The sequence below is a fragment of the Saccharothrix saharensis genome (genome assembly GCF_006716745.1).
GTDB classification, from domain to species: domain Bacteria; phylum Actinomycetota; class Actinomycetes; order Mycobacteriales; family Pseudonocardiaceae; genus Actinosynnema; species Actinosynnema saharense.
The window spans coordinates 2,575,411-2,597,592 of sequence record NZ_VFPP01000001.1 but is presented as its reverse complement, the minus strand read 5'-3'; the positions used below and the strand labels follow the sequence as shown (position 1 = coordinate 2,597,592).

General features: G+C 72.2%; 22 protein-coding genes and 1 pseudogene. 14 read left to right on the top strand and 9 right to left on the bottom strand.

Features of this window, described 5'->3' with window-relative positions:
• Window positions 1-92 precede the first annotated feature (92 nt).
• The gene (locus FHX81_RS10565) at window positions 93-1,139 is read left to right on the top strand and encodes a sugar ABC transporter substrate-binding protein (RefSeq protein WP_246107749.1); all 1,047 of its coding nucleotides are present in this window, start codon (window positions 93-95) and stop codon (window positions 1,137-1,139) included.
• A gap of 45 nt (window positions 1,140-1,184) precedes the next feature.
• Here FHX81_RS10565 and FHX81_RS42590 read toward each other — a convergent pair whose 3' ends face one another.
• The 5 genes from FHX81_RS42590 to FHX81_RS10540 all read right to left on the bottom strand — a co-directional run bounded on the left by FHX81_RS42590 (window position 1,185) and on the right by FHX81_RS10540 (window position 6,759).
• Window positions 1,185-2,138, bottom strand: coding sequence for a glycoside hydrolase family 11 protein (locus FHX81_RS42590; RefSeq protein WP_281291726.1), 954 nt, complete (start codon window positions 2,136-2,138; stop codon window positions 1,185-1,187).
• Between the two features lie 174 nt (window positions 2,139-2,312).
• Window positions 2,313-4,400, bottom strand: a complete 2,088-nt coding sequence (locus FHX81_RS10555) for a CotH kinase family protein (protein ID WP_141977376.1) — start codon at window positions 4,398-4,400, stop codon at window positions 2,313-2,315.
• Entirely contained in the window at window positions 4,391-5,227 is an 837-nt protein-coding gene (locus FHX81_RS10550; RefSeq protein WP_141977374.1) for a polyphosphate polymerase domain-containing protein, read from the bottom strand. Before FHX81_RS10550 ends, FHX81_RS10555 begins: the two co-directional genes overlap by 10 nt.
• Window positions 5,224-5,826: a DUF4956 domain-containing protein gene (locus FHX81_RS10545; protein ID WP_141977372.1), complete on the bottom strand. Its 603-nt coding sequence runs from the start codon at window positions 5,824-5,826 to the stop codon at window positions 5,224-5,226. Before FHX81_RS10545 ends, FHX81_RS10550 begins: the two co-directional genes overlap by 4 nt.
• Window positions 5,827-6,192: 366 nt before the next feature.
• Complete coding sequence (locus tag FHX81_RS10540) at window positions 6,193-6,759, bottom strand: TetR/AcrR family transcriptional regulator (protein ID WP_141977369.1); 567 nt, start codon at window positions 6,757-6,759, stop codon at window positions 6,193-6,195.
• 78 nt (window positions 6,760-6,837) lie between these two features.
• On the opposite strand from FHX81_RS10540, the gene FHX81_RS10535 reads away from it, so the two are divergent.
• The 8 genes from FHX81_RS10535 to FHX81_RS10500 all read left to right on the top strand — a co-directional run bounded on the left by FHX81_RS10535 (window position 6,838) and on the right by FHX81_RS10500 (window position 15,817).
• A complete protein-coding gene (locus FHX81_RS10535; RefSeq protein WP_141977367.1) occupies window positions 6,838-7,332 on the top strand; it encodes an FBP domain-containing protein in 495 nt (164 codons plus the stop codon).
• Between the two features lie 547 nt (window positions 7,333-7,879).
• On the top strand, window positions 7,880-9,328 hold the full coding sequence (locus FHX81_RS10530; protein ID WP_141977365.1) for a DHA2 family efflux MFS transporter permease subunit: 1,449 nt from the start codon (window positions 7,880-7,882) through the stop codon (window positions 9,326-9,328).
• Window positions 9,329-9,543: 215 nt separating this feature from the next.
• Window positions 9,544-11,118 carry a right-handed parallel beta-helix repeat-containing protein gene (locus FHX81_RS10525; protein WP_141977363.1) on the top strand — a complete coding sequence of 525 codons (1,575 nt, stop codon included), beginning with the start codon at window positions 9,544-9,546 and terminating at the stop codon, window positions 11,116-11,118.
• 147 nt (window positions 11,119-11,265) lie between these two features.
• On the top strand, window positions 11,266-11,658 hold the full coding sequence (locus tag FHX81_RS10520) for a GntR family transcriptional regulator (protein ID WP_170231999.1): 393 nt from the start codon (window positions 11,266-11,268) through the stop codon (window positions 11,656-11,658).
• Window positions 11,655-12,536 (top strand): ABC transporter ATP-binding protein, encoded by an 882-nt coding sequence (locus FHX81_RS10515; RefSeq protein WP_141977359.1) that lies wholly within the window; start codon window positions 11,655-11,657, stop codon window positions 12,534-12,536. Before FHX81_RS10520 ends, FHX81_RS10515 begins: the two co-directional genes overlap by 4 nt.
• Complete coding sequence (locus FHX81_RS10510; RefSeq protein WP_141977357.1) at window positions 12,533-13,516, top strand: ABC transporter permease subunit; 984 nt, start codon at window positions 12,533-12,535, stop codon at window positions 13,514-13,516. Before FHX81_RS10515 ends, FHX81_RS10510 begins: the two co-directional genes overlap by 4 nt.
• A 22-nt stretch (window positions 13,517-13,538) precedes the next feature.
• On the top strand, window positions 13,539-14,657 hold the full coding sequence (locus tag FHX81_RS10505; protein ID WP_141977355.1) for an alpha/beta hydrolase family protein: 1,119 nt from the start codon (window positions 13,539-13,541) through the stop codon (window positions 14,655-14,657).
• A gap of 23 nt (window positions 14,658-14,680) precedes the next feature.
• Window positions 14,681-15,817, top strand: a complete 1,137-nt coding sequence (locus tag FHX81_RS10500) for an alpha/beta hydrolase family protein (RefSeq protein ID WP_141977353.1) — start codon at window positions 14,681-14,683, stop codon at window positions 15,815-15,817.
• Here FHX81_RS10500 and FHX81_RS10495 read toward each other — a convergent pair.
• Window positions 15,781-16,458 carry a GntR family transcriptional regulator gene (locus FHX81_RS10495; protein ID WP_246107748.1) on the bottom strand — a complete coding sequence of 226 codons (678 nt, stop codon included), beginning with the start codon at window positions 16,456-16,458 and terminating at the stop codon, window positions 15,781-15,783. The genes FHX81_RS10500 and FHX81_RS10495 overlap by 37 nt on opposite strands.
• A gap of 46 nt (window positions 16,459-16,504) precedes the next feature.
• Between FHX81_RS10495 and FHX81_RS10490 the strand changes: the two genes are divergently transcribed.
• From FHX81_RS10490 to FHX81_RS10480, 3 genes are read left to right on the top strand one after another with little or no spacing between them, the layout of a single operon-like run.
• Window positions 16,505-16,921 (top strand): VOC family protein, encoded by a 417-nt coding sequence (locus FHX81_RS10490; RefSeq protein ID WP_141977349.1) that lies wholly within the window; start codon window positions 16,505-16,507, stop codon window positions 16,919-16,921.
• Window positions 16,918-17,595 (top strand): SDR family NAD(P)-dependent oxidoreductase, encoded by a 678-nt coding sequence (locus FHX81_RS10485; RefSeq protein ID WP_141977347.1) that lies wholly within the window; start codon window positions 16,918-16,920, stop codon window positions 17,593-17,595. Before FHX81_RS10490 ends, FHX81_RS10485 begins: the two co-directional genes overlap by 4 nt.
• A gap of 9 nt (window positions 17,596-17,604) precedes the next feature.
• Window positions 17,605-18,561: an LLM class flavin-dependent oxidoreductase gene (locus FHX81_RS10480; protein WP_246107747.1), complete on the top strand. Its 957-nt coding sequence runs from the start codon at window positions 17,605-17,607 to the stop codon at window positions 18,559-18,561.
• A gap of 9 nt (window positions 18,562-18,570) precedes the next feature.
• Here FHX81_RS10480 and FHX81_RS41925 read toward each other — a convergent pair whose 3' ends face one another.
• Together FHX81_RS41925 and FHX81_RS41920 are read right to left on the bottom strand one after the other, a co-directional pair.
• Window positions 18,571-19,101 (bottom strand): MmyB family transcriptional regulator, encoded by a 531-nt coding sequence (locus tag FHX81_RS41925; protein ID WP_246107746.1) that lies wholly within the window; start codon window positions 19,099-19,101, stop codon window positions 18,571-18,573.
• A gap of 100 nt (window positions 19,102-19,201) precedes the next feature.
• Window positions 19,202-19,387, bottom strand: a pseudogene (locus tag FHX81_RS41920) (helix-turn-helix domain-containing protein); the annotation flags it as partial.
• 31 nt (window positions 19,388-19,418) lie between these two features.
• On the opposite strand from FHX81_RS41920, the gene FHX81_RS10470 reads away from it, so the two are divergent.
• Entirely contained in the window at window positions 19,419-20,441 is a 1,023-nt protein-coding gene (locus FHX81_RS10470) for an aldo/keto reductase (protein WP_246107745.1), read from the top strand.
• A 3-nt stretch (window positions 20,442-20,444) separates the two neighbouring features.
• On the opposite strand, the gene FHX81_RS10465 is transcribed toward FHX81_RS10470, so the two are convergent.
• Window positions 20,445-21,032: a TetR/AcrR family transcriptional regulator gene (locus FHX81_RS10465; RefSeq protein ID WP_141977345.1), complete on the bottom strand. Its 588-nt coding sequence runs from the start codon at window positions 21,030-21,032 to the stop codon at window positions 20,445-20,447.
• A 111-nt stretch (window positions 21,033-21,143) separates the two neighbouring features.
• Here FHX81_RS10465 and FHX81_RS10460 point away from each other — a divergent pair, with 111 nt between their 5' ends.
• On the top strand, window positions 21,144-21,935 hold the full coding sequence (locus tag FHX81_RS10460) for a class I SAM-dependent methyltransferase (protein WP_342787186.1): 792 nt from the start codon (window positions 21,144-21,146) through the stop codon (window positions 21,933-21,935).
• Window positions 21,936-22,182 lie beyond the last annotated feature (247 nt).

Below are 22,182 nucleotides of genomic sequence, written 5' to 3'. Positions count from 1 at the left end.
CCGGTCCGGGCGGGAAGAGGGAACGCGGCGTGGGCTGAGGTTCCCGGCCCGATGGCCGCGACAGCGAACGAGCCGGACGCCGGCGTGGCCCGATGCCGCCGGTCGAGCGCGGTGGCGCGGCGGGCCACCACGCGAGCGCGGCGTCCGACGGATCGGTCGTGCAGACGGGCCGGGACGCGGTCGTCACCGTGGAGCACCACGTCCACCCCAGGGCACGACCGGCGTGGGGCGCGGTTCCGGCACTCCTGCTCGCCGGCGGTGCGGTGGTGGCCGGCGTCGCGCACGTGATCCGCGGTGGCGTGCCGACCCGGGCGGTGCCCGCCTGTTCGATGCCCCTCGTGGCAGCGGTCGTCGCCGCCCCGCTGCTCATCCAGGCGCGGCGGCGGAAGGGGCGCGCGAGGCAGGTCTTCCTCGTCACCTCGGCGTTCGAGCAGGGGTACCGGGTCGCCGGTTTCGCGCAGCGCATGCACGGCGTGCTCGACCGCAATGGCCTCGACCTCGTGCTCAAGGGTCCCGGAACGCGACTACGACGCCTCGGCGCAGGCGTACCACCTGCGTCGCATCCTCGCCGCGAAGCACGGCTACGTCGGCGGGTTCGTCGTCGCGACCGAGATGCCCAGGCCGCGGGGGACTGGCTCGTCACGCACTTGCGGCGCCAGGGCGAGCGCCGACCGCACGTGCTGATCGTGGCCGGCCAGGAGTACGGCGAGCGCCAACGGTGCTGTGCGGACGTCCTGCGGGCGGCCTTGCCCGACGTGTCGATCACGGTCGACGACCGCTGCGCTTTCCACCGGTCGCGCGCCGATGACGCGGTGCGGGCGCACGTCCGCCTGCTCGACCACCGCAAGGTCAGGCTGGACGCGATCTTCTGCACCGACGACGAGATGGCCCTGGGCGCGGTCGACGCGTTGCGGGCGGTCGGTTCGCCGTTCACCGCGGACACGGTGGTGGTCGGGGTCGACGGGATCGTCGAAGCGCGGAACCTGGTCGACGACGGCACGAGCCCGTTGCGCGCCACGGTGGTGCAGGACTCCCACCGGATCGCGGAGAGCGCGGTGCACGTGCTGGAGAGGCTGCGGGACGGACGGCGCACGGCGAAGCGCACCATCCCGCAACCGGAGCTGTACCACGTGCAGTGAGCGGCCGGCGGCACGGCGGGGGGACCGCCGTGCCGCCGGCCTTGATCAGCTCGCGGCGCAGGAGACGGAGGGCCAGGTCCAGTTGCCGTTGGCCTGGATCGTCACGCCCCAGTTGTTGCCGCTGCCGTTCGGCCTCGCGGTCAGGGTCTGGGCGTTCGGGTAGCTCGCGCTGATGTTCCAGGTCGACAGGACCTTCGCGGGCGACGGGACGTTCATCGTCACGGTCCAGTTGGTCGAGCCGCTGACCGAGACGTTGAGGTTGTACCGGTCGCCCCACTTCTCGCCCGCGGACAGGGTGGCGGTGCAGCCGCCGGTGCCCGGGTTGCCCGGGTTGCCGCCCGGGACGCCGTCCACGGTGATGTTGGAGCTGCCGCTGCTCTGGTAACCCTCGGTCGCCATGATCATGTAGTAGTGGCTGCCGAGGTTCATCCCGTTGCGGGCCCACGCGTCGAAGTGGTTGCCCGACGTGATGCTGCCGCCGGTCTTCTTCGACTGCCGGACGCTCCAGTACTGGTCGAAGGTCCGCGTCCCGTCGATCGACGGCGCATTCGTCCGCGTCGTCTTGTAGATGTCGTAAGTGCCACCGTCGGTGGTGACCGTGCCCTTGTACTGGCCGGTGGGCCGGTACGTGCCCCAGTTGTCGACGATGTAGTACTCGACGAGCGGGTTGCGGGTCCAGCCGTAAAGGGTCAGGTAGGCGTTGCCGGACGGGTTGAAGCTGCCCGAGTAGTTCACCGTCCGCCGCCCGCCGGTGGCCCAACCCTTGCCGGCGACGAAGTTGCCGGTGTTGCGCCACGACGTGCTGTAGTTGCCGCCGGACCCGAGCTCCATCGAGACGGTGCCCTGGCTGTCGGTCCAGAACGAGTAGAAGTAGCCGTTGTTGGTGCCCTCCTGGTTGGTGGTCACCGCCGCCTGGGCGTTCGACGTCACTATTGCCATGAGCAGGAAAGTGATCGCCGTGAGCGGGATCAACCTCCCGCCTCTGATCTTGACGGACATCAGCGGAATTCCTTTCAGCGGCATTGCTGAGCGACGTCGAATAGCATCGAGTCGGGTGCTCGCGCGGTCAACAGTTTGCGAAACTATCCGGTAGGGCCGCGGGCGGAATGCGAATTCACGACCGGGTGCCCGGCGCCGGGAGTGGCGCCGGGCACCCGGTCTTCGTCGGACGGGTCAGCTCGCGGTGCAGGTGAGCACCGGTGTGCCGGGCGTCCCGGTGGACGACCCGAGGAACCCGAACGTCGTGCTGAGCCCCGCGCCCACCGAGCCGTTGTGCGCGGCGTTGCGGGCGGTGACCGTCGAACCCTGGCTGGTCACGGTCGCGTTCCACGCCTGGCTGACCGCCTCACCGCCGGTGTAGGTCCACGAGACGGTCCAGTTGCTGATCGCCGACGTGCCCGCGGTGACGCGGACCTCGCCCTGGAAGCCGCCCTGCCACCGGTTGACCACCGTGTACGTCGCCGAGCACCGGGCACCGCCCGGTTGCGTGGTCGTGGTGGTGGTAGACGTCGTGGTCGTCGTGGTGGTGGAGGTCGTCGTGGACGTCGGAGTGGTCGAACCGCCCCAACCCGACGTCGAGTCCAGCCACTGGATGCGGCGCTGCATCCAGTCCCGCATCGCCTGCACCTGCCCCTGCCACGTGGGCGCGGTCGGGGTGCGGAAGAAACCGACGGTCGCCGAGCTGAGGTTCGGCCAGCGCTGGAAGTTGCGCTGCGCGGCGTTGGTCAGCGGCCGGGACAGGCCGTCGATCCGGCTCTGCAGCGCGGAATCCGACAGCGGACCGCGGCGCAGTGCCTGCCAGCGCACCTTGACCTGGTTGACGAACGCCGGGTCGCGCAGGAGCTGGGTGTGCCAGTCGTTGGCCTGCGGCTGCCGGGTTTGCAGGTACTGCCAGCCCGAGACCTGGTCGTTCTGGAAGAACCCGCCCACGCCGAACGTGAGGTCGAAGTCCCACAGCGGACCGGCGAAGATCTTGCTGTCCCGGTCCTTGTGGAAGTGGGCGCTGCGCAGGTAGGCGTCCATGCCGCGGCTGAGCTCGTTGATGATCATGTGGTCGATGAACGACGGCACGTCGAGGTACTTCTGGTACCCGGTGGCCGGGTCGGCAAAGTTCGGTGCCCGCAGCACGTCGTTGAACTCCTGGATGTGCCCGCGCAACCAGTCCCGCTGCTGCGCGTTCAACGGGTCGGGGTCGACCACTTCCAGGTAGTTCCAGCACGTGCCGGTCGGCCCGGTGCACGGCAGCGTCGGTTCCTCGGCCGCCATCCACTCGAACTTGAAGATGTAGCCGCCCTGGATCTTGGGCAGGGTGGTGTCGTCCTCGTCCAGGCCCTTGAGGTCGAGCCGGTTCTTCGAGTTCTTGATCGTCTCGACCACCATGTAGACGCCCATGTAGTCACCGGCGCCCACCGGGGTGGAGTCGGTGTTGAGGTAGAACTCCACGAACTTGTAGCGCGGCGCCTTGAGACCCATCTCGCGGCCGAGGTCGTAGATGAACGCCTCGCGGATCAGCGCCTTGTCGGTGAACGGTCCGCGCAGCACCCAGTCGGAGTCGGCGGGCATGCCCAGCACCGGGTAGTCGGCGTCGTCGTTGGTGTTGTCCCAGAACTCCAGCCGGTACGGCGTCTTCTCGAACGAGGCCGACGACTGGCCGCGCAGCTTGAACCCGGCGCGGGTGGCGACCGCGGGTGTCGCCGCCAACGACGTCGTGCCGCCCGCCTGCGGCTCGAAGATCATGGTGGCGCCGTCGAAGTACTCGCGCTGCGGCTTGCCCGCGCCGTAGGAGTCGATCGCGACCACCGGCAGGTCGTGCGCCGTCAGCGATGCCTCGCGAGCGACGTACATGGCGGTGCCGGGCCGGCCGGACGCCGCGTTGCCGACGAACGCCTGGGCCCGCACCTGCGTGGTGCGGGTGAGCTGCACCGGCGAGCCCTGGTAGAGCGTCGACTGCGCGGTGGGTAGCTGCCCGTTGGTGGTGTAGCGGATCTGGGCGCCGGCGATCGCGGTGGTCAGCGACACCGACACCTGGCCCTGGAACGTGCCGCTGGGCACGGAGAACGTGATGTCGCCGACCAGGTCGTCGGCCGCGGCCGCGGCGGCGATGGCGTCGGCGGCGGCCGTGCTGCCCGCCACGTCGGGGCGGTCGGGCTCGGCACCCGCCGACAGCGGGATGAGCAGTCCGGTGAGGAGCAGGGCGGCGACCGCGAGCCCCTTGGACCGGTGTGTTGCCGCGGCGCCGTTGCTGCGGGGGGTCACACGCACGATGTCTCCTGTTCGGGTCGGTGGGACAGGGTGGTCGGTACCGGGTCCACCGACGGCGTGGCCCCGCGGAAGTGGCGGCGCAACGTCCGCCGCCACGGCGCGTCGGGCAGGTCGAGGCGCAGCGCGGCGAGACCCGTGGCGTACTTGGAGATCCGGGCCGGGCGCACACCCCGTTGCCAGAGCATGCGGTCGACCGGTGACGCGGCAGACGCGGTCTTGGTCTCGATCACGGCCAAGCCGGACAGCCGCAACGCGGAGCCGCCGTGCCGCCAGGAGAGCGCGGTGTCGACGGTGACCCGGCTCGCGGATTCCGGCAGCAGCAACGTGGTCCGCTGGTACCCGGTGACCAGGACCGGTTCGAACGAGCCGTCGGCTTCGGGCGCGATGGACTCGCGCGCGAGCGCCGCCTCGACGAAGTGCCGCCCCGGCCGCACGGTGTCGCAGTCGGCCGGGTGGTAGGGCAGCCGGTGCTTGGTGATGCTGCCCCGCGCCCCGCTGATCTTGACCTCCAGCCAGCACTCGGCGGTGTCCAGGTAGGTGCGGGTGCGCACCTTGAACCGGCGACGCCGGCGGTAGGCCGCGGAGTGGTAGCTGACCAACCGCGGGGTGTCGAAGTAGACGGACTCGTAGCGGAACGTGCGCGCGCCGTCGATGTCGAGCACCCGCGCGTGGGGCGCGACCTGCTCCAACAGGTGCGGCAGCGCGTCGGCCGGCACGACGTACTTGCGGTCGACCCTGGTCTGCAGCGCGGCCCGCTCGACCAGCTCGGCCAGCCCGACCGGGGCCATCCGCGCCACCGCGGGCACGAACGTCGTCGTCGCGGTCATCGGCGCGCCCCGGAGTGCGCGGGCGCGGTGGGCGCGGCGGTGCGGGCGCGTCCGGTCAACGAGTACCGGACGTCGACGATCGTCGTCTCGTTCACCATGTCCAACCGCTGCACGGTGACCGAGTGCACCCTGGCGTTGAGCAGCTGTTCCAGGTGCGCCACGAGCGCGACGTGGTCGGGTATGGCCGAGTCGAGCACGAGGACCTGGTGCCGGTAGTGGCGGAACAGCTTCTTGTTGTCGCCCAGGAACATCACCACGACGATGAGCCCCATCAGGCCGCCGTTGAGCCACAGCGAGGACGTGCTCAGCGCGCCGAGCAGGCCCAGGGCCAGCGCGGAGAAGTAGTACGCGACCTCGTGCTGGTCGAGTTCCGTCGAGCGCAGGCGGATGATCGACAGCACGCCGAACAACGCCATGCCCAGCCCGATGCCCGCGCCGGTGTTGCTGGTGCTCAACGCGCTCGCGACGGCGAGCACGCCGATGTTGACGCCGAGGTAGGCGACGACCAGGTCGCGGCGGCGGTGCCGCGGGAAGTAGAGCCCGAAGACGAGCAGCACCACCGCGCAGATGTCGATCGCGAACAGGACGAGTTGTGACATCTCGTTCGTTCCTCCCACAGGTGCGTGCCGAGGGGGTCGGCTGGGCACCGCCCGCTTCTTGGCGGGGGTCTGCAGGACGGTCGCCGAAACTTTCGAATATTCAGATAAACTTTCGGGAACTGATTCGAAACGATAGGGGGCGGCGCGGTGTCACGTCAATGAACTGCCGGTGTACCAACTCGTCTCACATGATGGATAGTTGGCTGGTGGACGCCATTCGGCCGTCTTTCTTGCCGCCGTACGGCCGGATGTCCGGTCGGTACGTGCGGTAATCCGGCCATCGCGAAACGTATCGAAACTTTCGACACGACGGTGGGTCGTGGATCATCCACCGTGGAGCCTTCCCGGCTTCACCGGCGGCGGGGTTCACCCCGGCCAGTGGCCGAGCAGGTGGTGCAGGGCGTCGAGGGTCTTGGTCCAGGACGCCTCGGTGTCACGCGGGTGGTGCCCGAACCCGCCCGACGCTTCGAGGGTCGTGAAGCCGTGGAACGTGCTGTGCAGCAGGCGCACGGCGTCGGTCTCGTCCGGCTCGGGCAGGTGGTAGCCGCGCAGGATGGCCCGGGTCATCTCGGAGTGCCGGTCCGCCCGGCTGGTGGCCGCGACCTCCGGCGTCAGGTCGATCCGCATCGCGGCGTACCGGCCGGGGTGGGTCCTGGCGTAGTCGCGGTAGGCGTTGGCGAAGGCGATCAGCGCGTCCCGGCCCGCGCGACCGGCCAGCGCGGAGGCGGCCCGGTCCGCGAGCTCGCGCAACGCCAGCACGGCCACCCGCTCCCGGAGGTCCTGTGCGTTGCGCAGGTGGGAGTACAGGCTCGCGTCCTTGACGCCGAAGCGGCGGGCGAGCGCCGAGACGGTCAGGTTGTCGAAGCCGACCTCGTCCGCCAGTTCCGCCGCCGCCTGCACCAGGCGTTCGACGGTGAGCCCCGCACGCGCCATGCCGTCCCCTTTCCTAGGGGGTCTAGGCTAATGCATAACCATTTGTCCTTGGTACCTACCTGACGTAGCTTGAGCGTCATGGAACCCGTGACCGAGCGCGAGATCCGCGCGTCGTTCGTGAACTGCAGCAAGGGCGAGGCCAAGCGCCTGCCCGTGCCGGGTGACCTGGCCGACCGACCGTGGGACGACCTGGACTTCCTCGGCTGGCGGGATCCCGCCGCCCCGCAGCGCGCCTACCTCGTGGCCCCGTCGGACGACGGCCTGGTGGGCGTGGCCCTGCGCCTGGCCTCACCCGCCGCGGGCCGGCCGAGGCGCAACATGTGCTCGCTGTGCCTGACCACCCACCCGGGCGACGGCGTCACCCTGATGACGGCGCGCAAGGCGGGCCGCGGCGGCCAGCAGGGCAACTCCGTGGGCGTCTACATCTGCGCCGACCTGGCGTGCTCGCTCTACCTGCGCGGCAAGAAGGACGCCGGACCGGGCGGCCGCCTGCACGAGTCGCTCACCGTGGACGAGAAGGCCGCCCGCACCGGGGTGAAGGTCGCGGGGTTCCTCGCCGGAATAGTCGGGTGAGCAGTCCTCGCGCCCGTGGCGGCGACCGGGTCGATGGTGTGCTCGGCCGATTCCCGCGCGCCCGCGAGAACCGGCTGTTCGCTCCCGCGGTCCGCTGCGCCACGACGAGGCGTCGACCAGGGGTGGTTCCGGATCGCCCACGTCGACGACGGGCTCCGCCAGGACGGGACGGCGGAGCGATGGGGCTTCACACCGTCGGTTCACCGAGGAAGCAGCGGAGCGGTTCTTCGGCCTCTTGCGCGGCCCCGGCGCGACGGCCCTGGTCGAACGAGCCGACGCGGCATCGGCGCGTCGAGGACCTCGTGCCTCGTGACCAGGTCGACGACGCGGTCCTGCCGTGCGGTGGGGACAGGCCGCACCACCGCCACCGCCGGCTGGTCGCGGAGTGCTTCGCGCAGCGGTGGGTGACGTGGTGGTCGAGCACCCGGGCCGAGTTCGCCGACGGGAAAAGGTGAGGTGGCGTCGGCACCCGCGGAGGTAGGGTTGGAGTGTTCGGGGCGCCGTCGCCTCTTCGCCGCGCCCGTCTTTTCCTCTGGGGGATCCACGCATGACTTCCGCTGGTGTGTCCGACGCCGTGACGTCGCCGCCCGCGCTCACCCGCGCCGACCGCGCCGTGATCGGCGTGCTGCTCGTGGCCACGTTCGTGGTCATCCTGAACGAGACCATCATGGGCGTCGCACTGCCCGTGCTGCTCACCGAACTCCAGGTGACCGCCGCCGTGGGCCAGTGGCTCACCGCGGGCTTCCTGCTCACCATGTCGGTGGTCATCCCGATCACCGGCTACCTCATCCAGCGCGTGTCGACGCGCGTGCTCTACGGCGTGGCGATGGGCCTGTTCAGCGCGGGCACCCTGCTGGCCGCGCTGGCGCCGGGCTTCCCGGTGCTCATGGCCGCGCGCGTGGTGCAGGCCAGCGGCACGGCGATCATGCTGCCGCTGCTGATGACGACCGTCATGACGCTCGTGCCGCCCGCCCGCCGCGGCGCGGTGATGGGCAACATCTCGATCGTCATCTCCGTCGCGCCGGCCATCGGGCCGACGGTGTCGGGCGTGCTGCTGGACGTGTTCAGCTGGCGCGCGATGTTCTGGGTCGTGCTGCCGATCTCGGTGACGACGCTGGTGCTCGGCCTGCGCTGGGTGACCCGCATCGGCGAGGCGAGCAGCGCGCCGATCGACCCGCTGTCGGTCCTGCTGTCGGTGTTCGGCTTCGGCGGCCTGGTCTACGGCCTGTCGAGCATCGGGCACAGCGGCGGCGGGTCGTCGGCCACGCTGTGGGCGTCGCTGGCGGTGGGCGTGCTCGGCATCGTCGCGTTCGTCCTGCGCCAGGTGCGGTTGCAGCGCGACGAACGGGCCCTGCTGGACCTGCGCACGTTCGCCTTCCGGACGTTCACGCTCGCCAGTGCCCTGATGATGGTGATGATGGGCCTGCTGCTCGGCGTGGTCACGATCCTGCCGATCTACATGCAGAACGTGCTGGACCTCGACCCGCTGGCCACCGGTTTGCTGCTGCTGCCCGGCGGCCTGCTGATGGGTCTGCTGTCGCCGTTCGTCGGCCGGCTCTACGACCGGGTGGGGCCGCGCGTCCTGCTCATCGTCGGCACGGTCGCCACCAGCGGTTCGCTGTGGTTCGCCACGACGTTCGACGCCAGCACGTCCGCCACGTACGTGCTGGTGTTCCACCTCGTGCTCAGCCTGGGCTTGGCGTTCTCGTTCACGCCGCTGTTCTCCTCGGGCCTGGGCGCGCTGCCCGCTCGCCTGTACTCCCACGGCAGCGCGATCTTCAGCACGACCCAGCAGCTCGCCGCCGCGGCGGGCGTGGCGCTGCTGGTCAGCGTGATGAGCGCGCGGGCCGCCGAGCTGGCCACCGCCGGTGGGCCGGGCGTCGGCGCGGAGATGGGCGGCATGCACGCGGCGCTGGTGCTGGCGGCGATCCTGTCGCTGGTCGCGGTCGCCGGTTCTTTCGCGGTCAAGGCGGGCAAGGCGGAGTCGCCGCACTAGTCGCACCGACCGCGCTGTCGGGGGCGGGCACGGGACATTCGTCCCCGTGCCCGCCCTTTTTGTTCACGATTGTGAAACCGCGGAATTCGGCAGTCGAATCATTGCGCCTTTCCAAACGTGTGCGTTAGCGTGCCCGAGATCGCTCCCTGATCGTGTTTGTGCAGTTCAGAAGCGTGAACACGGGCTCGCTGCCGCGTCACACCGAGGGAGGAACAATGAGGTTGAAACCCTGTGCCGCCGCCGTGGTGATCGCAGTCGCGGTCCTCGGCGCACCGGGCGGGACGGCGACCGCCGCGACCACGCACCACGAAGCCGAATCCGCGCCCGCCGTGTGCGCGGGTTCCCTCGACTCGAACTGGTCCGGTTACTCCGGCACGGGGTTCTGCAACGCGGACAACGCCATCGGTGCCGGCGCGCAGTTCACCGTCGCCGCGCCGGCGGCCGGCGCCGCGACCGTGGTGATCAGGTTCGCCAACGGCGGCACGGCCGCCCGCCCCGCCGACCTCGTCGTCAACGGCGCCACCGTGCGATCGGTCTCGTTCGAAGCCACGGGCGCGTGGTCGACGTGGGTCTCGAAGACCGTCTCCCTGACCGTGCCGGCGGGTTCCGGCACGATCCGGCTGAGCCCCACCACCTCGGCCGGCCTGCCGAACGTCGACTACCTGGACTTCACCCAGGACGGCACACCGCCGCCCGCCGACGCGCTGTACGTGGCGGTCAACGGCGACGACGGCAACCCCGGCACCCCGGCCGCGCCGCTGCGCACCATCCAGCGCGGCGTCGACCTGGCCCAGCCCGGCTACACGATCCACGTGCGCGGCGGCACGTACGCGCCCACCACCAACATCCAGTTGCTCAAGAACGGCACCGCGAGCCGGCCCATCACCCTGCGCAACTACGGCAACGAGCGCGTGGTCGTCGACGGCGAGAACATGCCGCACACGCCGGGCGCGGTCGGCTCCAGCATCCCGCGCGCGGAACGCGGCGCGATCCACATCGAGGGCGACCACTGGCGGTTGATCGGCCTGGAGGTCGTGCACGGCCCTTACGGGGTGTTCGGCCTGGACGTCAACAACACCGTCTTCGACCGGCTCGTCACGCGTGACAACTACGAGTCCGGCCTGCACCTCCAAGGCGCGTCGAGCGACAACCGGATCCTCGACCTCGACGCCCACGGCAACCGCGACCCGCGCAAGAACGGTGAGAGCGCCGACGGCCTGGCCATCAAGGAGGGGTCCGGCACCGGCAACGTCGTGCGCGGCGCGCGGCTGTGGCACAACTCCGACGACGGCCTGGACTACTGGATGTTCTCCTCGCCGATCCTCACCGAGAACAGCCTGGCCTGGGGCAACGGCTTCAACCGCTGGAACCTGCCCGACTTCACCGGTGACGGCAACGGGCTGAAGCTGGGCGGCAACGGCGTCGCCGCCGACCACACCGTGCGCAACACGATGACGTGGGACAACGCGGCCGGCGGTGTCGTGGACAACAACAACCCCGGCCGCCACCGGATCGAGCGCAGCACCGCGTGGGACAACCCGAAGACCGGCTTCCAGTTCGACCGGTCGAGCAGCGCGCTCACCAAGAACCTGTCGGTCGCCAACGGCACGAACGCCTCGCTGGGCTCGACCTCCACCGGCAGCGGCAACTCGTGGAACCTCGGTGGCACGTGGTCGTTCACGAGCACGAACCCGGCCACCCTCACGGGCCCGCGCAACGCCGACGGCTCGATCCCGTCCTCGGACTTCCTGCGCCCGGGCAACGGCGCGGACGTGGGCGCCCGCTTCTGACGCACCACCGACCGAACGGCGGGGCCGGGGCGAACGCCCCGGCCCCGCCGTTCCGGTGCGGACCGCCCGACCGCCGTGAGCACGCCCGCTCGACACCAACCTCCTATCTGCCTATAGTGCTAGGTAGCTAGATAAATGGAGGTAGTCGTGATCGAGTTCCACCTGGACGGCAAGTCGGGGCTCTCGCCCTACCAGCAGCTGGTCCGGCAGGTGCGGCACGCGTTGCGGCTCGGCCTGCTGCACGAGGGTGACCAGCTGCCGAAGGTGAAGGACGTGGTGGCCGACCTCGCCATCAACCCGAACACGGTGCTCAAGGCCTACCGCGAGCTCGAGCACGACGGCCTGGTCGCGGCCCGTCCCGGCGTGGGCACGTTCGTGACCGCCACGCTCTCCGGCACGTCGCTCGCCGCGCTGGCGCCCCTGCGCCAGGACCTGCGGCGCTGGCTGGCCAAGGCCCGGCGCGCGGGCCTGGACGAGGAGAGCATCGAGGCGTTGTTCCTCACCACCTTTCGCTCCGCGTCCAGAGAGGACATAGCGTGACCGTGCTCAAGGCCCGCGGGTTGGGCAGGAAGTACCAGCGCCACTGGGCGTTGACCGGCTGCGAGCTGGACATCCCGGCCGGGCACGTCACCGGGCTGGTCGGGCCGAACGGCGCGGGCAAGTCCACGTTGCTGCGCCTCGCCGCGGGCATGCTGGAACCCTCCAGCGGGACGATCGAGGTGTGCGGCGGCGTGCCCGGCAGCGGCCCGGCCCAGTTGGCGAAGGTCGGGTTCGTCGCGCAGAACACCCCCGTCTACACGAACCTGACCGTGGCGGAGCACCTGCGCCTGGGCGCGCGGCTCAACCCCGGCTGGGACGACAAGCTGGCCCACGACCGGATCGCCCGGATCGGCCTCGACCCCGGGCTGGCCGCGGGCAGGTTGTCCGGCGGCCAGCGCGCCCAGCTCGCGCTCACGCTCGGCATCGCGAAACGGCCCGAGCTGCTGCTGCTGGACGAGCCGGTGGCCTCGCTCGACCCGCTGGCCCGGCGGGAGTTCCTGCAGGACCTGATGGAGGCCGTGGCCGAGCACGGCGTGAGCGTGGTGATGTCGTCGCACCTGGTCGCCGACCTGGAACGCGTCTGCGACCACCTCGTCGTGCTGGTGGACGCGCGGGTCCGGGTCACCGGCGAGGTCGAGGAGCTGCTGGCCACGCACCGCAGGCTGACCGGCCCGCGGCGCGACGTCGACACCCTGCCCGCGGACCAGCGCGTCGTCTCGGCGCGCCACACCGACCGCCAGAGCACCGTGCTGGTGCGCACCGACGGGCCGATCCTCGACCCGGCGTGGGACGTCGGCGAGGTCGACCTGGAAGACCTGATCCTGGCCTACATGGCGAACCCGCACGTCGGTCGCCCGTCCCTGGGGGTGGTCCGATGACCTGGCTGGCGTGGCGGCAAGTGCGCTTCCCGCTCCTGTCGGTCTACGCGGCGCTCGCGTCGGCCGCGCTGGTGCTCGTGCTCACCCGGCCCGAGGGTGGCGCCTTCGACGACGTGGAGTTCCTGTACTCGGCGAGCATGCTCGCGGTGTACGGCGTGCCCGCCGTCCTCGGCGTGTTCTGGGGCGTGCCGATGATCACCCGCGAACTGGAGACCGGCACGCACAACCTGGTGTGGAACCAGAGCATCACGCGCACCCGGTGGCTCGCGGTCAAGCTCGGTCTCGGCGTGCCGGCCGCCGCGGTCGCGGCCGGGCTGCTGGGCCTGGTCGTCACCTGGTGGGCCGGCCCCGTCGATGCGCCGGCCGGCGACGGTGCGTACGACTCGCGCATCACGCCGGTCGTGTTCGCCGTGCGCGGGATCGTGCCGTTCGGGTACGCCGCGTTCGCGTTCGTCCTCGGTGTCGCGGTCGCGATCCTGGTTCGCCGCACCGTGGTGGCGATGGCGGTGACGCTGGTGGTGTTCGCGGCCGTGCAGGTGGCGGTCCCGTTCGCGGCGCGCCCGTACCTGCTGCCGCCGACGGAGGAGACCACCCCGATCACCGCGCACACCATCGCCGGCGTCCGGGCGGAGCCGGGACCGGACGGCGACGTGCCCGAGACGCTGCGCGTGTTGGAACCCGACGGCGCGTGGGTGCTGGCCAACGAGACCCTGGACCCGAACGGCGCGGTGGTCCACCGGCTGCCCCCCTCGGTGGGCGGCTGCCTGCCGCGCGTGCCGGTCGGCGACATCGACGAGGGTGTCCTCGACCGGATGCGCGAGTGCTTCGCCCGGCTGTCCGAGCTGGGCTACCGCCAGCACCTGGCCTATCACCCGGCGAGCCGGTTCTGGCCCCTGCAGTGGCTCGAACTGGCGCTGTACCTGGCGCTGTCCGCGCTGCTGGCGTGGTTCTGCTTCCGCCGGCTGCGCCACCTGTCCTGACCTCTCACGAGAAGAGAAACCCATGCGCGGTCTCGCGGTCGTCACCGCACTGTCCCTCGCGCTGTCCGCCACACCGGCGTTCGCGGACACGACGCCCTACTTACCCGCGCCTACCGGCAACCGGCCGGTGGGCACCACCTCGCTGCACCTGGAGGACACCTCCCGACCCGACCCGTGGGTGCCCTCGACGCACCGCGAGCTGATGGTCTCGCTGTTCTACCCGGCCGCCACGGCGCGCGGCCCGAGGTCCCGGTACGTCACGCCGACCGAGTCGGCGCTCATGCTGGAGGACGCGGGCCTCACCGACCTGCCACCGGACCTGTTGAGCACGACCCGGACCAACGCCGTGGTCGACGCCCCGCCCGCGCCCGGTCGCCGGCACCGCGCACCGCTGGTCGTGCTGTCGCCCGGGTTCATCAACGGTCGCGCCACGCTCACCGCGCTGGCCGAGGACTTGGCCGGCCGCGGCTACGTCGTGGCGGTGGTGGACCACACCCACGAGAACGTCGCCACCACGTTCCCCGACGGGCGGGTCACCACCTGCGCGGCGTGCGAGGTGGACCACCTGGACGGGTTCTGGGAGAAGCTCGGCGCGGGCCGCGCGGCCGACGTGTCGTTCGTGCTCGACCAGCTGACCGGCCCGCTGCGGCACCGGCGCGGCGCGAACCTGGTGGACCCGGCGCGCATCGCCATGGCCGGGCACTCGGCGGGCGGCGCGAGCGCGATCCTGGCCATGCTCGCCGACGACCGCATCCGGGCGGGCATCGACCTCGACGGCAGCACGCACGTCCCGATCCCCGCCGAGGGGTTGTCCCGGCCGTTCCTGTTCGTGGGCAACAAGGACCTCTACGTCCCCGGCAGCCTCGGCCCGTACCGCGGGTGGGAGCGGGACTGGCCCCGGTTGACCGGCTGGAAGCGCTGGCTCGTGGTGGCGGGCACCCGGCACGCGTCGTTCACCGACCTCGGCCCGCTGGCCGACCAGCTCGGCGTCGACATCGGCACGGACATCGACGCGAACCGCGCCCTCGCCATCACCCGCACGTACACCGCCGCGTTCTTCGACCTGCACCTGCGTGGCACGCCGCAACCGCTGCTGGCCGGGCCGTCGGCGGACCACCCGGAAGTGACCTTCGTCGGCTGACGGCCGACTCGAGGAGAAGACCCATGCGCAGCAGCCTCACGTTCCTCATCGCACTGAGCCTCGTCCTGTCCGCCACACCCGCGCACGCGGCCGGGCCGGAACCGGACGCGACGCCCTCCCTGCCCGCGCCGACCGGCCGCCACCCCGTGGGCACGACCTCGCTGCACCTCACGGACACCACGCGCCCGGACCCGTGGGTGCCCGGGGTGCGCCGGGAGCTGATGGTCTCGCTGTTCTACCCGGCCGCGTCGGCGCGCGGTCCGAAGAAGCAGTACATGACGCCGACCGAGTCCCGGGCGGTGCTGGAGGACGGCGGCCTCACCACCGTGCCGCCCGACGTGCTGAGCACCGTGCGCACCAACGCCGTGGTGGACGCCCGGCCGGTCGGTCGGCGGCACGGCCTGCCGCTGGTCGTGCTGTCCCCGGGCTACAAGCGGCCCCGCGCCACGCTCACCGCGCTGGCCGAGGACCTGGCGAGCCACGGTTACGTGGTCGCGGTGGTGGACCACACCCACGAGAACGTCGCCACCACGTTCCCGGACGGGCGGGTCGCGCCCTGCGCCTCCTGCGGGCTCTTCCACGACCCGGCGTTCTGGCAGAAGCTGGGCGAAGGTCGCGCGGTGGACGTGTCGTTCGTGCTGGACCAGCTGTCCGGGCCGCTGCGCGACCACCGCGGCGCGAACCTGGTCGACGCCGCGCGGATCGCCGTGGGCGGCCACTCCGTCGGCGGGGCGAGCAGCCTGGAGGCGGCGCGCGCCGACGCCCGCATCCGGGCCGCCATCGACGTGGACGGCGTCCTGTCCACTCCGGTCCCGCCGGGCGGGATGGCGCAGCCGGTCATGCTCCTGGGTCGGCAGAACAACTTCGCGCCCGGCGCTCCGAGCGTCAAGAGCTGGGCGGACGCCTGGCCGTTGCTGACCGGGTGGAAGCGCTGGCTGGTGGTGGCGGGCATGGAGCACCCGTCGTTCACCGACATCGGCGTGATCGGGCCGCAGCTGGGCCTGGACTTCGGCGAGGTGCCCGGCGAGCGCGGCGCGGCGATCACCCGCGCCTACGTGCGGGCGTTCTTCGACCGGCACCTGCGCGGCGAGCCGCAGCCCCTGCTGGACGGCCCGTCGGCGAGTTACCCGGAGGTGTCGCGGGTCGAGCCGTCGAGTTGAGCGAGCAGCACCCGCTTCGCCGAGTGGACGTGCTCCTCGGCGAAGCGGGTGACCTCGGCGGCGTCACCGGCGTCGAGGAGGCGGACGATCTCGCGGTGCTCGTCCACCACGACCGCGCGGTAGTCGTGGTGGCCGAGCCGGATGCGGGTGAGCTGGAACAGGTGCACCTGCGACCGCACGGCGTGCCACGCCTCCAGCAGCCGCCGGTTGCCCGCGGCCCGGTAGATCGCGTCGTGGAACTCGATGTCCAGCGCCAGCAGCTCGTCGCTGGGCGCACCCGCGGCCAGCCGCCGGGCCATCCCGTCCACCAGACCGCCGAGGACGTCCAGGTCGACCCGGCCGATGGCGCCGCGGCCGGCCAGCCCCTCCAGCGCGGCCCGGACCGAGTAGACCTCCTCGGCGTCCCGCGCGGTCAGGTCGATCACCTTCGTGCCGCGGTGCCAGGCGCTGCGGACCAGCCCTTCCCGCTCCAGCACGGCCAGGCCTTCGCGCACCGAGCCGCGGCTGACGTCCAGCGACGCGGCCAGCTCGACCTCGCGCAGCGGGGAGCCGGGCGGGAAGACGCCGCCGAGGATCGCTTCCCGGATCAGGTCGGCGGCGGTGTCCGCGAGACCCCGCCGGTCGGCCTTGCGCAACTCCATGATGTCGAATGTTGACATTAGCGGGGGTGGTGGTCAAGGTGGAGGCATGAGACCCGGTTTCCACCTCGCCGTCCCCGTCGACGACCTGGCCGAGGCCCGCGCGTTCTACGGCGGCGTGCTCAACCTCGAAGAGGGGCGTTCGGCCGAGAAGTGGGTGGACTGGAACTTCTACGGCCACCAGTTCGTCACGCACGTCGTGCCCGGACCCCGGGGCGACTCCGGCCGCAACCCGGTGGACGGCCACGACGTGCCCGTGCCGCACTTCGGCCTGATCCTGCCGATCCCCGAGTTCCACGCGCTGGCCGATCGGCTGCGCGCGGCCGGGACCGAGTTCGTGATCGAGCCGTACCTGCGGTTCGCGGGCGAGCCGGGCGAGCAGTGGACCATGTTCTTCCGCGACCCGGCGGGCAACGCGCTGGAGTTCAAGGCGTTCGCCGACGAGTCGCAGGTGTTCGCCAAGTGAGCAGGGGAGTGCTGGTCACGGGTGGCAGCCGAGGCATCGGCGCGGCGATCGTCGACGCCTTCCGCGACCTCGGTGACCGGGTGGTCGGACTGTCCTCCTCGGACGTCGACCTGGCCGACCCGGAGGCGATCGAGCAGGTGGTCTCCTCGACCGCCGACGCGCTCGGCGGCATCGACGTGCTGGTCAACAACGCGGGCCTGGTCGAACTCGGCTCGGTGGACCTGCCGTACGCGCAGTGGCAGGCGTTGTGGCGGCGCACGTTCGCGGTCAACGTCTTCGGCGCGGCGGACATGTCCTACTGCGTGGCCCGGCACATGATCGCGCGCGGCACCCGCGGTCGGATCGTCAACGTCGGCTCGCGCGGCGCGTTCCGGGGCGAGCCGAACATGCCCGCGTACGGCGCGAGCAAGGCGGCGCTGCACTCCCTGGGCCAGTCGCTGGCGGTCGCCCTGGCACCGCACGGCATCGCGGTCGCGTCGGTGGCGCCCGGGTTCGTGGGCACGGACCGGGTGGCCGACATGGTGACCGACGAGGTGCGCGCGCAGAGCCCGTTCGGGCGGGTGGCGAAGCCGGACGAGATCGCCGCCGCCGTCGTCTACCTCGCCTCGCCGGCGGCCGAGTGGGCGTCCGGCGCCGTGCTCGACCTCAACGGCGCTTCGTACCTGCGGACCTAGGGAGTCGTCGTGAGTCGTGCCGGATCGATCGGGGTGATGCTGCCCCGCGACCTCGCGCCGTCCCGGGTGCTGCCGTTCGCGCGGCGCGCCGACGAGCTCGGGTTCGACGAGCTGTGGGTGGTGGAGGACCTCGGGTACCGGGGCGGGGTCGGCCAGGCCGCGGCGGTGCTGGCGGCGACCGGGCGCATCCGGGTCGGCATCGGGTTGCTGCCGGTCGGCGCGCGCAACGCCGCGTTCGCCGCGATGGAGGCCGCGACCCTGGCCCAGCTGTTCCCCGGCCGGACCGACATCGGCATCGGGCACGGCATGCCCGACTGGATGCGGTCGGTGGGCCAGTGGCCCGCCAGCCCGTTGACCCTGCTGGAGGAGTACCTGGACGCGGTGACCGCGTTGCTGCGCGGTGAGCCGGTCGAGCCGGGCGAGTACGTCCGACTGGCCGGGGTGCGCCTGGAGGCCGCGTGCGTGCCGGACACCCCGCCGCCCGTGCTGGCGGGGGTGCGCGGCCCGCGCTCGCTCGCGGTGTCGGGCCGGGTGGCGGACGGCACGATCCTGGCCGAGCCGACCACGCCGGAGTACGCGCGGGCCGCGTTGGCGCACATCGACGCCCGCCGGCCGCACCGCCTCGTCGGCTACAACGTGGCCGCCGTCCACTCCGACGCGTCGGTGGCCGTGGACGCCGTGCGAGCCGGTCTGGAGTGGATCGGCGAGCCGGACTGGGCACCGCACCTCGCCCCGCTGCCGTTCGCCGCGGAGTTCGCGGCGCTGCGTCGGGAGTGCGGCAGCCGGGAGGAGTTCGTGCGCCGACTGCCGGAGGAGTGGGTCCGGCAGCTCGCGGTGACCGGCACGGCGCCGGACGCCCGGGCCCGGCTGGCCGAGCTGTTCGCGGCCGGGGTGGACAGCGTGGTGCTGATCCCGGTCGGCCCGGACCCGTCGGCGGCGCTGGAACAACTGGCCGCGGTCCTCTGACCGGGGGCGCTAGGACGTGGCGGCGTAGGCGCGGACCTCCAGCGCCCGCGCCGTCGCCGCGTCCGCGGGCAGGTAGGCGACGAGGCGGTGGTCCTCGTCGCCCGGCACGGTCAGGCTCTCGTGGGCCAGGCGCAGCTCACCCGCCTCCGGGTGCCGCCAGCGCTCCACACCCGTCCCGCCCGGTACCGACCCGGCGGTGAAGCGGCGGCCGAAGTCCGCGCCCACGGTGATCGACAGCTCCTCGGCGAGCACCGCGGCACCACCGTCGCCCAGGTCCGCGGCGGCCCGCAGCGCGGCCGCGCGTTCGTCGGCCACGCGCTCCCACTCCGGGAACGTCGTGCGCGCCCTCGCGTCACCGAACGCGTGCCGCGCGAGGTTGGGCCGCGTGACGTCGAGCAGACCCGACGGCGCGGCCAGCCACCGGAACCCGGCGGTCAAGGCGTGCAGGTCGCCCCGCGCGTCCGCGACGAACGCCGGGGTGGGCTCCAACCGGTCCAGCAACGCCGGCACGGTCGGCCGCACCGGCCGCGGCTCGACCACCGCCGCACACGCACCACCCCCCCGCCTTCACCAAGCGGTGCAGGTGCACGCGCTCGTGCGACGACAACCGCAACGCGTCCGCCAACGCGCCGACGACCTGCGCCGAAGGATGGCGGTCGCGCCCGCGTTCCAACCGGGTCAGGTACTCGACGCTCACCCCCGCCAACGCCGCCGGCTCGGCGCGGCGCAGACCCGGCGTGCGGCGGCGCGGACCGGTCGGGAGGCCGACCCCGGCCGGCGTGATCGCTTCCCGGCGCGCCCGCAGGAACCCGCCCAACGCGTTCATGGTCGCCGAGTCCAGGCGGAGGGGGGACCCCGTGAGGGCCTCCCTCCGGCCGGGCCGCCGCCGCAGGCTGTGCGACATGACCATGAAGTACCGGCTCTTCGGCCAGACCGGGTTGCGCGTGTCGGAACCGCTGCTGGGCACCATGACCTTCGACGACCCCGCCGAGGCGAGCCGCATCGTGGACGCCTACGCGGACGCGGGCGGCAACGTGCTCGACACCGCGTCCGCCTACGGCGACGGTGAAGAACTGCTCGGCGAGATCGTGCGGCGGCGCGACCGGTTCGTCATCGGCACCAAGTACACGCTGTCGCGCGACGCCGTCGACCCGAACGCCTCGGGCAACCACCGCAAGACCCTGGTGTCCTCATTGGACCGCAGCCTGCGCCGGCTGCGCACCGATTACGTCGACGTGTACTGGGTGCACATCTGGGACCGGCACACGCCGGTCGAGGAGACCATGCGCGCGCTGGACGACGCCGTGCGCGCCGGAAAGGTGCTCTACACCGGCATCTCCGACGCGCCGGCCTGGGTCGTGGCGCGCGCGAACACCCTCGCGCAGTGGCGCGACTGGACCCCGTTCGCCGGTCTCCAGGTGCCCTGCAACCTGCTGAACCGGGACGTCGAGCGGGAACTGCTGCCGATGGCCGAGGCGTTGGGCCTGAGCGTGACGGCGTGGGCGCCGTTGGCGGCGGGCAAGCTGTCCGGGTCGTCCAGCCCGCGGCGGGTGGACCCGGCAACCCTGACCGACACCGAACGCGCGGCCGCCCGTGCCGTCCGGGAAGTGGCGGACGAGCTGGGGGTCCGGCCCGCGCAGGTGGCGCTGGCGTGGACGCGCGCCAAGTCCCGCGCCGTGCTGCCGTTGGTCGGGGTGAGCAGCGTGGACCAGCTCCACGAGAACCTCGGGGCGCTCGACGTGACGCTGCCCGACGACGCCGTGCGCCGGCTGGAGGCGGCCGTGGACTTCCGGCTCGGGTTCCCCGGCGACTTCATCGCCGAGTGCGAGCCGTCCCCGTTCGTGTTCGGCGACACGGCCACCAGGGTCGAGCCGCGCTGACGCTCAGGGCGCCAGCGCACCGGCGACGACCGCCGTGACGGCCCGGTGCACGGCCTCGCGATCCGGTCGTGCGCCGCGGTCGGCGAACAGCAGGTGCGCGGTGCCGATCAGGGTCGGTGCGAGCGCGTCGACCACGGCGTCGGGCGCGAGCCGGCCGAGGTCGCGTTCGGCTGCGAGGTAGGCGGCGATCATGATGACCGCCTCGGTCAGCACCGGGACGCCGGCGGGCCACGTCTCGCGCAGCCGGGCGCGCAGCTCGTCGCGGAACGTCACCAGGGCGACGATCGCCACGGCGACCGACCCGAACAGGGCGATCAGCGCGTCGGTGAGGTTGTCGGCGACCGAGCCGGCACCCGCGGCGTCGAGCAGGGCGGCGGCTTGGGCGTCCATCCGGTTGACGCGGTCGAGCACGAACTCGGCCAGGAACGCGTCGAAGTCCGCGAAGTGGCGGTGCAGCACACCCTTGGCAACACCGGCTTCCGCGGTGACCGCCCGGCTGGTCAACGCGCTGGGGCCGTGCCGCAGCAGGATGCGGTCGGCGGCGTCGAACAGCTGCTCTCGCACGTCACGGATGGTCACTCCCGTCGGCACGGCTCTCCTCGCCCTCCTGCTCTCGACTCTGGCTCTGCCGCTCAGGTCCCCGCCTCGTCCCGTTCGTCTCTCCGGTTGACGAGTGGGCACGTGCCCACTCATAGTGGGCACGTGCCCACTTTACCGTCCGAACCGCACCGAGCCCGCACCATGGCCGAATCGTTCGGCACCGACCCCGCCCGCTACGACCGCTCCCGCCCTTCCTACCCGGACGCCATGGTGAGCGCGATCGTCGCCGCCACCCCCGGGCCGGACGTGGTCGACGTCGGCGCGGGCACCGGCATCGCGACCCGGCTGTTCCGGGCGGCCGGGTGCCGCGTCCTCGGCGTCGAGGTCGATCCCCGGATGGCCGACTGGGCGCGGGGGTGCGGCTTGGACGTCGAGGTCGCCGCATTCGAGTCGTGGGACCCCGCCGGCCGGGTCTTCGACGCCGTGGTGTCGGGCCAGAGCTGGCACTGGGTCGACCCGGTCGCCGGTGCCGCCAAAGCGGCGGCCGTCCTGCGACCCGGCGGCCGGCTGGCCGCGTTCTGGAACGTCAGCCAACCACCACCCGACCTGGCCGAAGCCTTCGCAGAGGTCTACCGACGCGTCGCCCCGAACCCACTCGCCCCCCGCGCCTTCGCCGCGACCGGCCACTCACCGCTGACCGACAGGGCGATCGACGGCATCCGGCGTGCCGGGGGCTTCGACGAGCCGGAGGAGTGGCTGTTCGACTGGAACCGCACCTACACCCGCGACGAGTGGCTGGACCAACTGCCGACCTCCGGCGCCCACACCCTCGTGCCGCCGGAGGAGCTGGGCGGCCTGCTGGCCGACATCGGCGCGATCGTGGACGCGGCAGGCGGCAGCTTCGTGATGCGCTACACGGCCGTGGTGATCACCGCCGCCCGAACCGCCACCTGATTCCCCACCCGCCACCCCGACTCCTCCGCTGCGACACGGCCATGGCCCGGCGATGGACAGCCCTACCCGCAGCGGCCCGACCACGACCCGACCACGGCCCGGGGATGGACAGCCCGGCCCGCTACGGCCGGCGGTGCTCCGACCCCGACCGAGCCGATGCACCGCAGCCCGACAGCGGCGGCTCGACGCCGAACGGGCCAATCCGCCACAGGCCGGTGCCGGCGGCCTCACACCGGACGGGCCAACC